We start from the raw sequence: 13524 nt of genomic DNA, 5'->3' as shown, positions 1-13524 counted from the left end.
CCAGAACGCCATGACGATGATGATGGTGGTCAGCATGTGGGCATCCAGGAACATGGTGTAATCCCGATGTGAAAAAGCCCGATAACCAGTTACCGGGCTTCTTGTGGTGGTCGCGCCTTACAGCGCGCGGCGGATGTACTTGAACGCAGCGATGGCGATGATCACCGCGAGGACGAGGCCGGCCAGGGTAGTGCCATCGGTTTGGGCGCCAGTGATGGCATCGGTGACGCCAGTCGGCAGGTCAGCGTGGGCTTGCTGCACGACCAGCAGGCCAACAGCGGCGGAAGCACCGAGGGAACGGCGCAGGGTTTTCAGGTGTTGCATAGGTGTGTCTCCTACAGGTTGAGTGCCTTTTTCAGCACGAGAGCGCCGAAGACGATGGCGAACAGCACCAGGGCTTGTTCGCGGATCTGTGCATGGTCCTCGGCGGTTAGCCCGGATGGGCTTATCTCACCGAGCGAGACGGTCGAGAGGGTGCCGTTGCAAACCGGGGTTTGCCCCGCGCTTTCCCACACGCCATCGCACACGATGAAATCCATGGCGCCCCCTGTTACTCAGCCAAGCTGGGGTCTTGAACGACCTCAGCCATGTCGAGGCAGTCAGGGCACAGGGTCTGGTGGGGCGCCTGGGTCAGATCGGGCAGCAGGTCGGGCTGTGGGGACGGCTGGTTGTAGAGCTGGCCCATGGGCTGCCCGCAGCAATCACACGTCACGCGATCAACGATCAGCACGGCGGCGCCCTCCGGTCAGGCCTTGGCCGCGTCCGGCTGAGTGCCGGTCGGCTTGGGCTGTTGTTGGGTGCTCTGCTGGGGAGCGGGCTTGCCAGCCTGGGCAGGCTTGGCCGACTCGACGTGCAGGACGATGAACTTGCCGGCGTTCTTGGAGCCGCGTTCGATTTCGGCGGTTACGCGGACGCTCTCCAGCACGTCGAAGCCTTTGCAGGCGGACCACACTTCCTCGCGGACTTCTTCGGATACCTGCATCGAGAGCAGGGAGACGCCCAGGTCTTTCTCGCCGTCCGGCTCATCGCCGAAATAGAGTTTGATCAGGTCTACGTTGTCGAACTTCACGCGCTCAGCGCTGATGAATGCCAGTTCCATAGTGGTGCGTGCCATGTGGTGTTTCCTCGCTTGGGTGCGCGGTATTGCGCGGGTTTGCCTTTCAGCAGGCCGAGCGGGTCCAGGCGGGCAGATATCACGGTTTCTGCCCGAGTGGTTTTCTCGACGTGCCGAGGGTTTCAGTTGTGCCGCTGGTGCAGCGGGTTGGGGTTCAGCACCAAGGGCTTTGCCCTTGTCATCCCACTCTTCGCCAGAGGGTCAGAGGGCAGGGGAGAGAAGCGTTCCCCAGCCCTATGCCCCTAGCGTTGTCAGGGTGGTGGGTGCTCAAGGGTGCGCTCCGCCCGTGCTTCCGTTCGCCGGATCGGTGAAGCTTGATCCGACGAGCCGGGAGCGCGGCCCTTGACCGGTTCAGCATCGGCGGTGTTTGCCGGATCGCTGGGGGCGCACTGTTGGGCGGCAGTCAGGACTTGCTGCAGCTCTTCTTTGAAAGAGGCCGTGAGCTGGACGACAAAAACGGCATACACAAAGGAGCTGATGAACATGCCGAGCACCACATAGGGCGCGGAATGCCAGAGCAGGGCGACCAGATAGCGGCCGACGCGGAAAGAGACAGTCATGCGCTCACCCCACCAGTTCGAACGGTTCGCGCAGCGGCACGAAGGGCGTGGGTTTGCCGGTGTCGCTCACAACGTGCCAGTACTTCGGCGGTCGGTTCGACGGCGTGTGCTTCTCGCAGTACGAGGCAGCTGTCACACAGATCCGCCCATCGACCACTCGCCACTGTGCGGGGCGGCACTCGGTGCAGGGTGTGGACGGGGAGGCGGCGGGCTTGGGTGGCTCCCAGTTTCGGTTGAGCCAGCAGACAGAGCAGTCGCAGTTGGCGGGGTGCGGCTGGCGTAGGTACTGGCTCAGGCTTTTCATTGGCGGCCTCCAGCGCTTGGCGCTTTTCGAAGTCAGCGCCCTGGCCGTGGGCGAAGTCGTTGCAGCTGTTGCAGCCGCAGAAGTCGCCACCGCAGTCACAGCGGTAATCACCGAAGTGGCCTGCCTCGCTGTACGGACGAACGTGTAGGCAGTCCTGGCAGAGCATGAGGTTGTCTGGCTTGCTCATTGGTTCACCCCCGTGAACAGCACCACGCGGCTTTTGCCGAGCTTCACGCTCTCGACGGCGCAGGTTCTGATCCAGTGCGCGACCTGTTCGACGGGAACACCCGCCAGGGCGGCGAAGGCGGCTTGCGTATAGAAGGGAGGATTCATGCCGTCCACTCCTGTTCCAGCAGCCAGGAGCGGAGCAGGGCGCTGTTGACCATGCGGCGCTTGCCTAGCTTTACGGTGGGGAGAACGCCTTTCATTGCCCAGGCACGCGCGGTGCCGTAGGTCAGGCCGTTACGGTCGGCCCAGGACTCGACGGTTTCCACGTCCTGTTGCGGGCCTATCAGCTTCGAAGGTTCCAGCTCTTCCAGTTCCATGCTCGTTCCGTCACTATTCGTGTGGTTATACACAAAATGCGTAATAAATAATTTATCAGTGCAGAGGCATAATGGCCTTTGATGAATTATTTATCAATAAATTATTCATCATTTATAAGAGCTTTTTGGAATGATCGAGGAAAGGCTTAGAACCCTTGTGAGACACATAGGGGCCACGAGGCTGGCTGAGGCCACTACGATCAAGGAGCGCCAACGGTGGCAGACCGTGGCGACCAATCGGAAGGTGAAGACACGGATTGAGGATCTAGAGGAGCTGCTAAAGGTATTTCCTCAATACGAGCTGTGGCTGTGGAGGGGAGAGGTAGACCCTGCAAAGGGCCAGGTATCACCAGGATATGAAGAGGCCGATTCAAACTTGCCAAATCAAAACGCGGGATAGCGATTACAACGGAAGTGGTTAGGCGTTGGTATGCCCGAAAGTTTGATAGCTAATAAGGATATAGAACCATGCTGACTGTCACTCAAGTAGAAAATGCTTTTCTTCCCGCGAAAGAGATTGTAGATGCGGAGCGGTTCTCGGGTAGGGAAGGTGAGATTACTGATGCTTTTTACGCGCTTGTTACCGAAGGCTCAAATATTGCGATTGTAGGTAATAGGGGGATAGGTAAAACATCACTGGCAAGGCAGGTGCTCAGTTTAGGCCAGGGTGATAACTCGATTCTTGAAAAAACGGGGCTTGCGGGAGCTGAAACGCTAGACTTTGCGACTTTTTATTATGCCTGTGGCAGACAGGTTGAAAATACCGAGCAGTTACTTGATCGACTTTTGACATCTAATAACTGTTTATCTGAATGGATATATGAAATTCCGTCTGCTAGCAGAATAATGGCTGCATATTCTCCTAAGTTCGGGGTTAATTTGCTTGGGGTTAGTGCAGAGCTTGGTGGGGAGAAAGAGACGGAGACAACCTCGGAGAAGGCTCTGCAGAGTCATAGCGTCGATGCGGTTTTTACGAATGTTGTAGATGCAATTGTGAAGGCAGGTATCAGCAAGAATGGATTGCTGATTGTTATTGATGAGTTTGATCAAATTGCTAATCCGGCCGGCTTTGCTTCATATATTAAAGCGCTGGCTACAAATTGCCCGGGTGTTAAGTTTTGCTTGGTTGGTGTTGCAAAAGATATTCAAGGGCTAATGAAGGAGCACGAGTCAACTGATAGACTTTTCTCAGGAAGTATCGTTGCTCTTGAGCCGATGACTGGGGATGAGCTTAGAGGGATTATTGATAATGCGGAGCGCGTGATTAATAAAGCCATAGCCTTTGAGGAGGACGCCAGGCAGTCAATGGTCGACTTGGCTCAGGGGCATCCTTATATGATTCATTTGATTGGCAAGTTTTGCTTAAGAAGTGCATTTAGAGAGGGGCGGGATAAAATAAACGCTGAAGATGTAAGGAGGACGCTTTCTGATATTGCAGAGCGTAGGTCTGACCCTGTGCTTGAGGGGAAGTATCGGAAAGCCGTTGCTTCTTCCCCTCAGAGGGAGATAGTCTTGAAGGCAATGGCTAGGAGTAAAGATGAGCAAGGAGAGATTTGGACAACTAATGCATATAAAGCGGCTCTTGATGGAGGGGTCGACAATGCAAGTCAATATGTAGGTCAGTTGGTTACGGATGAATATGGAGCGGAAGTGGAAAAGCTGAGAGAGAGATATTATAGGTTCAAGGACTCTCTTTTTCATGCGTACGTTTGCGCGCGCCCAGATATGTATAAAAAATAATACCTTAAGATAGCAAATCGCTTGCGGCAGGGAGGCCATATGAAATCCGACTGGGACGACGCACCAGACCATCTACGCAGCAAGAAAAAGCCCGGCCCATGGCGAATGGTGGCCATCCTGGGCGTGGGTTCCGCGATTACCTGGGGCGTGATCGCGTTGTTTGCCAAGCCAATCGTGATCAATGTGGATCAGCTCAAGCAGGCGATCCAAGTAGACGGCAAACCCCTGTTTAGCCAGCAACCGGCGCCACAGCCCTACAGCGAGCCGGAAGAGCCTATAAGGCTGCCATCCATTCCTGTCGATCCGCCCGTCCAGGACGTTCAGCCCTACCAGCAGACTCAAGCCGATATCGAGTGGGCAGAGACGAGCAAGGCGATGGCCATCGAGCGCATTCGCAACTCGTTCAACGACAACAACTACACCCCCAAGCAGCCGGCCAACACCTACACACCGCCAGCTATCCAGCAGGTTGCAGCCACGCAACGAACAGAGAAGCGCCAGACCAACCAGACTAGCCGCGAGCGAACAACCCGCTGGATCAGGAGCTGGAATGGCGGTTCGAAGTACCTGGCGGAATGGGTGGCCGTAAACAACTACATCGACGGCAGTAGCGTGTGCGCCAACCACCGGCGTGGATCAATCGACTACCGAGAATGCCGCAAGGCGGCCAAGCAGCACTTTCATGAAGAGTGCAAGACTTGGCGCGCTCGCTATGACGGTGACCGCAAGACAAGCAGTGATCGCATGAAAACGCGCTATTGCTCTGCCGCGAGCAGCTTTAATCCGATGGGGTAAAGGCTAGCAGGCACTCAAGGTGTCGGAGGCTTATTTGACAAGTAACAGGCATTCTTTAACGTCGCGGTGTCTGATGCCTTGTCTGCCTAATGTCATATGCTGGTGATCCGTAGAGAGCAGCTCTATATTTCGGCCTTTAAAAATATCATTAGCTATATCCGATAGCTCTTCTAGGCTGATCATGCCTGTATTGCTATAGCTCAGCACCAGGTTGGATTCTCCCTCTTGAACTCCAGTGAATAAATCTTTGAACGCACTGGATACTTTTGAGTGAATGCTAAAAGGAGACTGATGGCGATCTACTCTATACCTGCCTTTAACAATTTTTTCGCTCTTAATTTGTAGTTCGGGGAAGTCATAACGAACCAGAGTTTCAATTGCGTGATAGAAGCGGCTGTAGTGGACAAAGCAATAAGGTGGGTCCGCATATACGACGCCTTTTTTGAAGCCTTTGAGCGAGTCTTTAAAGTCAAGTGAGGTAGAAGAACTCGCGGTCTGTGGAGGGCTTGTTTCAAGGGCGGCGAGCACTTCTTTGTATTTTCTAGAGAAGTAAGAGGCTAAATCTCGGCCTCTATAAATAAGGATATCTTTCATGGATGAAACGGTTTTTGCGTCTCTGTACTGAGCATAGTGCCCTGTACCTTGACTACAGTATGCCATGGCAAACATTAGAGACGACATGATGACCGGGAAAGCCGAATTGTCTTTATGGGTCTCTGCGACTTTTCTGATGGCGTCGATCCACATGCATTGTTTGGCTGACCACCATGTGCCAGAGTAATTCTTTAAAAAGAGGTGGTTTTTGTGGGAGAAGTGGAAGCTAATTAGTTCTCGCTGCTTTTCTTCTGCCTTGTTGAATGCTTCGAGAGTGTTGCATTGCGAGTAGTCTATTAGATAGTCGGCTATGTCTGACTCGTACTGAGAAATCTCTTTCTCGGCTTCTTTAATGATTTCATCAACTAAAGGGGTGTCTGTATCGCGCCAGGCAAGAGTGTAGGCGTCGGCGAGGATGCCAGAATAGGACTGAATATCGTTGGATTGCAGAGTGGCTTGCCTTCCGATTGCCCCAGCTAAAGAGGCGCTACCGGAAAATAGATCAAGAATAGGCTGGTCATCGCTATGAACCTCATTTATGCCTTCAATGATAAAGTCAATGATTTTCGACTTTGAACCCATGTATTTGATGTAGCTAGGGTAGGGCTTTGCGATGAGCACTGCATTCTCCGACATAAATCCCAATTCGGGATATTTCGCATGATATGCAATTATCCGCTAAATGTCAATTTCTAAGGCGATGCCATGGCGACATGGAGTCTAGAGCGGCTGGCCGTTCAGGAAGTTTTAAAGCAGCTGCGTTTGGATGCTCAGCTCACGCAAAGTGAGTTAGCCAACAGACTTAATAAACCTCAAAGCTACGTCTCAAAATACGAGAGTGGGGAAAGGCGTCTAGATGTAGTGGAAATAAGAGAGATCTGCATCGAGATCGGGATCACATTGGCTAAGTTTTCTGACTTGGTTGAAGAGGCAATTTTGAAGTCAGGGAGTGATGATGAGTTACTTAGATAATATACCTCGAAATTCTCGCACGTCTTTGACTAAACATGGCGCCCATAAGGTTGCATCTCTCATTGAGCGCTTTGGCGCTAGCTGGGTATTGGCTAATCTCCACGGCAGTGTGCAAGGGATCAATATTGATTACAGCCAAGCTGCCAAAAATTTGGGTGCTTATGATGGTAGTGTTCCTGCCTTTTGGGACGTTGCGCTATCTGTTGGCAGGCCGGCGGTAAATGCCCTTGTCTTGATGGCAATAACGCTCAGTCATAGTGAGCTTGTTGGCCTTATGAGGAATAGTAGGAAGTTAGGCAGTGGCAGAGGTATTGTTTACAAGGAGGGGTGTGATACTAAGTCATTCACGAATTTTAAGAATAATTTTATAGAGTTGGGTTTTTCGGAGCGCAGCTCAGTTGATTCATTTACCTACAATTTGTCTAAGATTTTTCGGCCAGAAATTGCGCCGATGGCGAGAGATTTAATTCAGCTCAAGCTTGAGGCTGCTGGTGCTCCATTTGCCCGCTTGGAAAGAATGATTCAAGACGAAAACATTCATAATATTCTAGGTGTTGATCGTCAGTTTTTCGAAAGTTGGCTGTTTTCGTTGCCTACCTCCAAGGTTGAGGTGCCGGAGGATGTTGCAGAAGACCTCAGTTTTTTGCTCGACGATTCGGACCGGCAGAATAGGTCGCTGATTTTTACTCCAGGGCATACTCCCAAAAAGACTGGTGTGGTTTCAGTTAACGTAGCACATCTCACGTTTACTATGAAGCTTGAACATAACGAGCTTCAGACAAAATTGCACAGGTTGCTTGCGGATGAGTATGGAGAGGATAATGTTGTAACAGAACATGATTATGTCGATGCGCTAGTGGTGAATGGTAGCGAGCATATCTTGTATGAAATCAAGACAGCACCAACCGCAAAGCTTTGTATCAGGCAGGCAATATCACAGCTACTAGAGTATGCATACTGGCCTGGAAGTGCATTCACGGTAGCGAAGCTGATAATCGTCGCATCAGCAGACCCAACGCTTGAATCTGAGAGCTTTTTGAGGCTTTTGAGGGAGCGGTTCAACCTTCCGGTTTACTACCAGCAGCTGAAGCTATAGACAGTAGCGTCTGGAGAGCAGTATGCTAACCACCGCTATATTCTTTATAGCATGTGGCGAAGTGGTGGAATTGGTAGACACGGTCAGTTGCCAACTGACCGCCCACGGGCGTGCGGGTTCGAGTCCCGCCTTATTCAGGAAAGCTGGTGAGCAATCACCGGCTTTAGTAGGTAGTCCACCCCAGGGCCATGCAGGCTGACCAGTGACATGTTGATTGCTCTGATCATTACCGTTATGGCGAAAGCCACGGCGAGGCCGGTAAGAAAGCCCTTATGAGGCTTGAAGATCAGGCAGAAGACGATGCACGTCAGCGCAGTGAAGTAGCTGTATGACGTGACCCAGGACGGAAGAAATTCGCCACTGCTAAGCAAGAACGCCGCTGTTGTTAGATGGGTAATTCCCAAGGCAACGGAGAAGTCGTACTGCTTCAGTGATCGTCCGTTGATCAATTTATTATTCCTTAAGATAAGAAGGCTTATTTTATATGGAGTGAATCCATAGTCTTGACGTGTTGCTCGGCTACAAAGCATCGCTATAGTGTATTTGATCTACCTTTCTTTCGGTAGTTGGGTTTGCTGTCTTTGGCCTTCCGCTTGCTGAGTGATCGCTGCATGTTTTAATGCGTCTATGCATTTGTCTAAAAAGTCACTTAGGCCAGATGTGTCTATTGTCGACATATTTAGAGGGCTGTGCTTTAGTGCGCGCCTGCAGCGTAAGTAGTCGACAAGGCTACAAGATATTGAAACTTTCAGTATTTCGCCATCAAGCTCTGCAGTAAGTTCTTTGATGCTTTTCTCGTGGCGTGATATCCCTAGCTCTGCAAGGGCTTGCTTGCCGTGCTCAAAATTGGAGAGCAAATTGGGCAGTATTTCGCTGTTTAGGTGCGATATATAATTTTTGTTATGATTCAGGAGTTCTTGAAGCTTCTCCTTGCCTTTTAGTTGGTAGGCAAGCACGGGGTTAATGGTCGCCAGTTCTAGTAGGGCGGTTTCATATGGAGCAAGGACTTTTTCATCTATGTCTGTTTTTACTGTGCTGTTTATATCCGTAAGATGTTTCATGATTACGGGTGCCATCAGTTTATTTAGCTCATCTATATCTAAGTCCATGTCTCGCTTTTTCATTTCGACTGATATGTCTTGAATATATTTACTATATGTGTGATCAGGATTTATTAGAGATGTGTGAATTGCGTATCTGATTTCTAAAAGATAGTAGAGCACCTTGCGCGTGCTTTTCTTGATCTCTATTCGATTGCGCCAGTAGAAGCCTATAGAGCTCAGTAGCGCTGCGAGAGTGATACCCACAAGGACCAATACGTGTTCGATATCCATTCTATGCCCACTATCCTGCTTGGTGTTGGCATAGTGCCATTGTTCGGCGGTCAGTGTCGAAAAAGTGTCGAAATCATAGGGCCGAATAGCGACGGATCGAGCAGGCGAGGGTGGCGCAAAGCCCGTATTGAGCGGGTTTGGCACGGACTGACACGCTACTGAAACGGGTTCGAATCTCTTCTTCACCGCCACTTTCGTGAAACCCCTGTAGGCTATGGCTTTCAGGGGTTTTTTCGTTTATGGCGACCGTCAACCCTCCCGACATGCGTACACCGGGAGCGTACACACACATGGCCATGGCGATGACCCGTCCGACCAAAGATTCTCGCGGCGTCTATGAATACAAGACGCGCTACCCGAAAGACCTTGCCCATTTGTTCAAGCCTCACGCTCGCTGGAAGCGGAGCCTGGGTACGCGCGCCCCCGCTGAAGCTGCCAAGCGCTTTCCGGCCGTCGACCAGGAGTGCAAGCAGCACTTTGCCCTGCTTCGGGCAGTGCATCTCGATGGCTTCCAGCTTGATGCCAGGGACGCCCAGCAGTTGGCTGCCAGGTGGTTCCGTGAAACGCTGGCGGAGCTGGAGGCGAGTGGTGACTACGGCATTTACCTTGTGCGGTCGGTAGAGTCGATTCCTGATCAGGCGACGGGGCAGGTGATGGACGCTCCCAGTTGGGGGACGGTGCAAAGCCTGGTTGACGAGGAGTCGGACGCCACCCCATGGATTGCCCCCTTCATTCGTAGCACGCTGGAAGCACACCAGTACCCCGAGGTAGTGGAGGGAACCGACCTCCATGGCGTTCTGGTCGACGCGTTCTGGCCGGTCTTCTGTGACCTGTCCACCCTGTGCCTTGCACGTATGACCAAGGGCGGGCGTTACGTGCCGACACCTCCTGTAGCGCCTCACGCCCTATTATCCTTCGAGGTCCAGAATAATGAGGCCCTGACACTTTCTCAGGTATTCGAAAAGTGGGCCGAGGACAAGCTCATAACGGACCCCAAGGCCGGTAAGACCGTGGCTGAGTTTCGTGGGGTGGTTCGCCGCTTCCAGGAGCTGTACGGTGACGTGGCGGTGCGTTCAATCAAACGCAGCTCGATTGGCGATTTCCGCGTCGCCCTGGGAAAGCTGCCCACGAAAGGAGAAGGCATCCGTGGCTTGAGTGCCCCTCAGGCTATCGCTAGGGCCGCGACTGAAGGCTTACCCACGGCGGGTCTGGCGACCGTCCGCAAGCAGCTTGTTGCCCTGTCTGCTGTCCTGAACTTTGCAGTGAAGCGCCTGGGAGCCATGGACGAGGAGCCGGTCTCCTCCTCAGGCATCCTAAAGTCACTGGCGAAGGCGTCGGCGCGCCAGGAGACCCGGACAGGGGAAGACAAGGCATACACCATGACTGACCTCCGGCGAATGTTTGATAGTCCACTTTTCCGAGGTGAGTGGAAGCCGGCCCGGACAGATTACGGGCAAGCACTCTACTGGATACCCTTGCTACTGGCCTATACCGGGGCTAGGCGTGAAGAAGTCGCCCAGCTACTGGTATCGGACGTAGCGCGTTGCCCGGATACCGGTGTTTGGTATGCGGCGCTTCGCCCGGACGATGCTAAGTCCGTCAAAGGCGCGTCCAGCCGGCGCCGGGTCCCCCTTCACACCGACTTGGTGGATTTGGGGTTCGTGCGCTACGTGGATTCGTTGCCAAAGGATGGTCTTGTTTTCCCGCGTCTAGTTGAACATTCCTCCAATGGATTGGGGCACAGTGTTGGTCTGGCCTGGGGGCGCTATCTGCGGCGGGAGCTGGGTATGGATGCTGAGGCTGCTCCCTTTCACGGTTTTCGCCATACCTTCAAGACGCTCTGTAGGGAGGCCGGCATCGAAACAGCAGTCCACGACTGCATTACCGGGCACTCAACGGCGGGTGTGGGCGCCTCCTATGGGGCGATGCCCTTGATTCGCCTCGCGGAGGACCTGAAGAAGTATCCAAGCATCGCCCGCATGGCCGGACTGCTGCCCGCCTGAAAGCGCCAGGGGGACGGACACGCGAACGTCCATCAGCCCCCTTGGGCGCGTGATAGGTTTGAAGGGGCAGCTCCAGGAACGACGGGGCCTGCAGCCATTCGAGGGCTCTGAGGGCCCCTCATGTGGGGCTCCCGTTAGAAGTCGCCAGGCGCCCTGGAGGTGCCTTCCGCGTGCATGCGGGCAACCTCCACGCCCAACTGGCTGTAGTCAACGTCGCCGCCCACGGCTTCATCGTCGTCCGTCGTCACTGGTTGATGAACCTTCGGCTTGTACTTCGCCTCCAGATACGCAGCTCCGTCCGGGCGTCCTGCTTCACGCCCAAGCTCCTCCAGGGCCGTGACTATGACCTTGGGGTCGTATCGCCCATCCTCACCGAACAACGCCTGTATGACGGCCATTTTGACGGCATGCTTCAGGGCTGCCGGGCTGGTTCGTTTCCCGCCGTCCTGGCGCTGCTTCTGGAACATCCTCCAGGAGATGATGGAAAGGCGTCGCCACGTCGTCTTCCGCTGCCAGTAGGCCTGGAGTTGCTGTTCCGCCTTGTCCCTTGGCGTGTCACGGTCGATCTTGCCGGCGTTGATGCCCTCCTGGCGGACTGCGTCGCGGAAGCGCTTGATGGAGTTCTCGGAGACGCCCAGCAGGACGGAAGCTTCCTTGACCGGCATCTTGCGGTAGGTGTCGCGCTCCTGGTTGAAAGCGCCCCAGGCGTTCTCGACTCGCTCCAGTGGTGATAGAGCCTGGACAATCTGCGGGTTGGCCAGTCGGGAGGCGTCGAGAGCGTCCGCGAAGCCGAGCCCAGGCAGGACTTCGACCAACGCCTCCGCTACTCCCGCCTTCGTTAGCGCTTCCAGACGGTGGTGTCCGTCCACCAGCCAGAAACGGGCGGGGACGTGGTGCGGCCTGTCGGCCCCTGGGGCAAGCTCGTAGACACCGCCTTCCTCAGCCGCCACGACCTGCAGGGGGACTTGCTGGCCGTCGGCCTTGATGCTGCGCCGGAGCTGATTGACGTGGTCCTTGTAGCGCTTGGCGTCGCTGTGCTCCTTGTACTTCTGCATACCGACATTGCGGTTCTGCAACTGCGGGTCGGTCTGGATTGAGTCCAGGGGAATAGATTGAAGTCGTCCCGTCATAGCTACCTCACCGCGTCCGAACGATAGGGCCCAGGGCGAGCCAGCGCGGCTCCTCCCGGTCGCTACGAGCCAAGTCCAGGAGGTCGTCGTCCTCCCAGGAAAGGCCTGCTGTCAGGGCCAGCTCCATGGCTTCAGCCAGGCGTGTGTCGCGGCATTTCTTCTTGCCCAAGGCGCAGGCCAGGGTGGTCAGGCGATCGATGTGGTCAGGGCGCAGGTGCAGGTTCAACCGCACCAGCTTGGTGGTGGTGTTCATTGGATCGAAGTCCTTGGTGATAGAGCGAACGCCAGCGCCCCGCCTGGAGGGCTCCGGGCAGGGTGTCGTGGTCGTCGCTGGATGGATTGAGTCGGGCTTGAGGCGCACCCCGCTGGAGCAGGCTGCGTCGTCTTCGCCTAGGGGTGGCCGCAATTCTCCCTGGCAAAGAGGTGCCAGGGCTCGTCGGTTTGTCCTATGGGGGGCCCAAATAGCCCAAGGAGACGCTTGGAGGGGCGCTTACACCGCGACTGGATGCGCCTTGCAGGCCCGCTTCACGGTGGCTGTGGATACCTTCCAGTGGTCGGCGGTGTCCTGGATGCTGGCGCCGTTCTCCTTCCGCCAGGCGGCGATTGCTGCGTCGTCGTGCTGCTTGGGTTTGCCCAGCTTGCGACCGTCCTGCCTGGCCTTCTCAATGCCGGCCATCTGCCTGGCCTTGATGTTCTCCCGCTCCAGCTCGGCGACGCCCGCCAGGAGGGTGAGCATGAGCTTGCCGGTGGGCGTGGATAGGTCAAACCCCTCACGCAGGGACACGACGGTGACTCCCTTCTTCGCCAGCGCCTCGACTGTCTCCAGGACGTCGATAGTGTTCCGGCCCAGGCGGTCGATGGCCGCGACGATGACGGTGTCGCCCTTCCTGGCAAAGGTGAACAGCGCCTTGAAGCCCTCGCGCTCCAGGGCCTTGGTGGTGCCGCTGGTGGCTTCGTCGGTGAACCATCCATCTTCGCTGACGTTGTGGCGCTGGCCGATGGCATGGCGCTGGGCCTCGACTGACTGGCCGTCGCTACTGACTCGGGTATAGGCAAGGATGGCGGTCATGGTGTCGCGCCCCAGATGGCTCATAAAGTAGGCTCACAACCTACCGAATAGCTCAATGAAAAGCAACACATTTGAGCCACCCTGAAGACCTCATTCTTCCGTGCCCCCGTGAGGCCGCCTAGCCTGGCTCATAAGGTGTAGTTAGTGAGCCAGGTGGAGCGCCACTAGGATCGTGTCGTGTGCTGTCGAGGAGAGGGAGTGCGCTGGACGCTGCGATGCCGGGTGACCAAGTTCGGCGAGTAAGGTGCTTCATGGGGGGATTGAAGGG

The 13524-nt window shown here is 54.9% G+C and carries 19 protein-coding genes and 1 tRNA gene; 6 read left to right on the top strand and 14 right to left on the bottom strand.

Annotated elements, in window-relative coordinates; all coding sequences use genetic code 11:
* Positions 1–117: 117 nt before the first annotated feature.
* The 8 genes from EWH21_RS13240 to EWH21_RS13205 form a co-directional block, all read right to left on the bottom strand.
* Positions 118–324 (bottom strand): major capsid protein, encoded by a 207-nt coding sequence (locus EWH21_RS13240; RefSeq protein ID WP_277698534.1) that lies wholly within the window; start codon positions 322–324, stop codon positions 118–120.
* A gap of 11 nt (positions 325–335) precedes the next feature.
* A complete protein-coding gene (locus EWH21_RS13235) occupies positions 336–539 on the bottom strand; it encodes a hypothetical protein (RefSeq protein WP_037046859.1) in 204 nt (67 codons plus the stop codon).
* Positions 540–550: 11 nt separating this feature from the next.
* Entirely contained in the window at positions 551–730 is a 180-nt protein-coding gene (locus EWH21_RS13230) for a hypothetical protein (RefSeq protein WP_047589682.1), read from the bottom strand.
* Between the two features lie 15 nt (positions 731–745).
* Positions 746–1114: a hypothetical protein gene (locus tag EWH21_RS13225; RefSeq protein WP_277698533.1), complete on the bottom strand. Its 369-nt coding sequence runs from the start codon at positions 1112–1114 to the stop codon at positions 746–748.
* A 251-nt stretch (positions 1115–1365) separates the two neighbouring features.
* Complete coding sequence (locus EWH21_RS13220) at positions 1366–1674, bottom strand: hypothetical protein (protein WP_277698532.1); 309 nt, start codon at positions 1672–1674, stop codon at positions 1366–1368.
* A gap of 4 nt (positions 1675–1678) precedes the next feature.
* Positions 1679–1978 carry a DUF5447 family protein gene (locus EWH21_RS13215; protein ID WP_256662948.1) on the bottom strand — a complete coding sequence of 100 codons (300 nt, stop codon included), beginning with the start codon at positions 1976–1978 and terminating at the stop codon, positions 1679–1681.
* A gap of 183 nt (positions 1979–2161) precedes the next feature.
* The gene (locus tag EWH21_RS13210) at positions 2162–2311 is read right to left on the bottom strand and encodes a hypothetical protein (RefSeq protein WP_277698531.1); all 150 of its coding nucleotides are present in this window, start codon (positions 2309–2311) and stop codon (positions 2162–2164) included.
* A complete protein-coding gene (locus EWH21_RS13205; RefSeq protein ID WP_012018532.1) occupies positions 2308–2523 on the bottom strand; it encodes a hypothetical protein in 216 nt (71 codons plus the stop codon). Before EWH21_RS13205 ends, EWH21_RS13210 begins: the two co-directional genes overlap by 4 nt.
* Positions 2524–2991: 468 nt before the next feature.
* Between EWH21_RS13205 and EWH21_RS13200 the strand changes: the two genes are divergently transcribed.
* A complete protein-coding gene (locus EWH21_RS13200) occupies positions 2992–4263 on the top strand; it encodes an AAA family ATPase (protein WP_277698530.1) in 1272 nt (423 codons plus the stop codon).
* 39 nt (positions 4264–4302) lie between these two features.
* Positions 4303–5058, top strand: a complete 756-nt coding sequence (locus tag EWH21_RS13195) for a hypothetical protein (protein WP_277698529.1) — start codon at positions 4303–4305, stop codon at positions 5056–5058.
* 30 nt (positions 5059–5088) lie between these two features.
* Here EWH21_RS13195 and EWH21_RS13190 read toward each other — a convergent pair whose 3' ends face one another.
* Positions 5089–6273 (bottom strand): DNA adenine methylase, encoded by a 1185-nt coding sequence (locus tag EWH21_RS13190; RefSeq protein ID WP_277698528.1) that lies wholly within the window; start codon positions 6271–6273, stop codon positions 5089–5091.
* Positions 6274–6357: 84 nt separating this feature from the next.
* Here EWH21_RS13190 and EWH21_RS13185 point away from each other — a divergent pair, with 84 nt between their 5' ends.
* The 3 genes from EWH21_RS13185 to EWH21_RS13175 all read left to right on the top strand — a co-directional run bounded on the left by EWH21_RS13185 (position 6358) and on the right by EWH21_RS13175 (position 7857).
* Positions 6358–6624, top strand: a complete 267-nt coding sequence (locus EWH21_RS13185) for a helix-turn-helix transcriptional regulator (protein ID WP_277698527.1) — start codon at positions 6358–6360, stop codon at positions 6622–6624.
* Positions 6608–7720, top strand: a complete 1113-nt coding sequence (locus EWH21_RS13180) for a hypothetical protein (protein ID WP_277698526.1) — start codon at positions 6608–6610, stop codon at positions 7718–7720. The genes EWH21_RS13185 and EWH21_RS13180 overlap by 17 nt, the downstream gene beginning before the upstream one ends.
* A gap of 58 nt (positions 7721–7778) precedes the next feature.
* Positions 7779–7857: transfer RNA gene (locus tag EWH21_RS13175), tRNA-Gly, on the top strand.
* Here the strand turns inward: EWH21_RS13175 and EWH21_RS13170 are convergent.
* Together EWH21_RS13170 and EWH21_RS13165 are read right to left on the bottom strand one after the other, a co-directional pair.
* Complete coding sequence (locus EWH21_RS13170) at positions 7855–8169, bottom strand: hypothetical protein (protein WP_277698525.1); 315 nt, start codon at positions 8167–8169, stop codon at positions 7855–7857. The two genes, EWH21_RS13175 and EWH21_RS13170, sit on opposite strands and share 3 nt — an antisense overlap.
* A 99-nt stretch (positions 8170–8268) precedes the next feature.
* Positions 8269–9240 carry a hypothetical protein gene (locus EWH21_RS13165; RefSeq protein ID WP_277698524.1) on the bottom strand — a complete coding sequence of 324 codons (972 nt, stop codon included), beginning with the start codon at positions 9238–9240 and terminating at the stop codon, positions 8269–8271.
* A 53-nt stretch (positions 9241–9293) separates the two neighbouring features.
* Here EWH21_RS13165 and EWH21_RS13160 point away from each other — a divergent pair, with 53 nt between their 5' ends.
* Positions 9294–11057, top strand: coding sequence for a site-specific integrase (locus tag EWH21_RS13160; protein WP_277698523.1), 1764 nt, complete (start codon positions 9294–9296; stop codon positions 11055–11057).
* 134 nt (positions 11058–11191) lie between these two features.
* Here EWH21_RS13160 and EWH21_RS13155 read toward each other — a convergent pair whose 3' ends face one another.
* The 3 genes from EWH21_RS13155 to EWH21_RS13145 form a co-directional block, all read right to left on the bottom strand.
* Positions 11192–12187, bottom strand: a complete 996-nt coding sequence (locus EWH21_RS13155; protein WP_277698522.1) for a ParB/RepB/Spo0J family partition protein — start codon at positions 12185–12187, stop codon at positions 11192–11194.
* Positions 12188–12194: 7 nt separating this feature from the next.
* Positions 12195–12440, bottom strand: coding sequence for a hypothetical protein (locus tag EWH21_RS13150; RefSeq protein ID WP_134677905.1), 246 nt, complete (start codon positions 12438–12440; stop codon positions 12195–12197).
* 237 nt (positions 12441–12677) lie between these two features.
* Positions 12678–13256 carry a recombinase family protein gene (locus EWH21_RS13145; protein WP_277698521.1) on the bottom strand — a complete coding sequence of 193 codons (579 nt, stop codon included), beginning with the start codon at positions 13254–13256 and terminating at the stop codon, positions 12678–12680.
* Positions 13257–13524: the final 268 nt, after the last annotated feature.

Origin of the sequence: Pseudomonas sp. REST10 (genome assembly GCF_029542605.1) — a bacterium.
Lineage (GTDB): Bacteria > Pseudomonadota > Gammaproteobacteria > Pseudomonadales > Pseudomonadaceae > Aquipseudomonas > Aquipseudomonas khazarica.
The sequence above is the reverse complement of the archived record's forward strand: the minus strand, read 5'-3'. Positions and strand labels throughout refer to the sequence as shown.

Bases quoted from the DNA above. Each gene is read 5' to 3' on its own strand.
- EWH21_RS13240 (WP_277698534.1), bottom strand. From the start codon at position 324: ATGCAACACCTGAAAACCCTGCGCCGTTCCCTCGGTGCTTCCGCCGCT.
- EWH21_RS13235 (WP_037046859.1), bottom strand. From the start codon at position 539: ATGGATTTCATCGTGTGCGATGGCGTGTGGGAAAGCGCGGGGCAAACC.
- EWH21_RS13225 (WP_277698533.1), bottom strand. From the start codon at position 1,114: ATGGCACGCACCACTATGGAACTGGCATTCATCAGCGCTGAGCGCGTG.
- EWH21_RS13220 (WP_277698532.1), bottom strand. From the start codon at position 1,674: ATGACTGTCTCTTTCCGCGTCGGCCGCTATCTGGTCGCCCTGCTCTGG.
- EWH21_RS13215 (WP_256662948.1), bottom strand. From the start codon at position 1,978: ATGAAAAGCCTGAGCCAGTACCTACGCCAGCCGCACCCCGCCAACTGC.
- EWH21_RS13210 (WP_277698531.1), bottom strand. From the start codon at position 2,311: ATGAATCCTCCCTTCTATACGCAAGCCGCCTTCGCCGCCCTGGCGGGT.
- EWH21_RS13205 (WP_012018532.1), bottom strand. From the start codon at position 2,523: ATGGAACTGGAAGAGCTGGAACCTTCGAAGCTGATAGGCCCGCAACAG.
- EWH21_RS13200 (WP_277698530.1), top strand. From the start codon at position 2,992: ATGCTGACTGTCACTCAAGTAGAAAATGCTTTTCTTCCCGCGAAAGAG.
- EWH21_RS13195 (WP_277698529.1), top strand. From the start codon at position 4,303: ATGAAATCCGACTGGGACGACGCACCAGACCATCTACGCAGCAAGAAA.
- EWH21_RS13185 (WP_277698527.1), top strand. From the start codon at position 6,358: ATGGCGACATGGAGTCTAGAGCGGCTGGCCGTTCAGGAAGTTTTAAAG.
- EWH21_RS13180 (WP_277698526.1), top strand. From the start codon at position 6,608: ATGAGTTACTTAGATAATATACCTCGAAATTCTCGCACGTCTTTGACT.
- EWH21_RS13160 (WP_277698523.1), top strand. From the start codon at position 9,294: ATGGCGACCGTCAACCCTCCCGACATGCGTACACCGGGAGCGTACACA.
- EWH21_RS13155 (WP_277698522.1), bottom strand. From the start codon at position 12,187: ATGACGGGACGACTTCAATCTATTCCCCTGGACTCAATCCAGACCGAC.
- EWH21_RS13150 (WP_134677905.1), bottom strand. From the start codon at position 12,440: ATGAACACCACCACCAAGCTGGTGCGGTTGAACCTGCACCTGCGCCCT.
- EWH21_RS13145 (WP_277698521.1), bottom strand. From the start codon at position 13,256: ATGACCGCCATCCTTGCCTATACCCGAGTCAGTAGCGACGGCCAGTCA.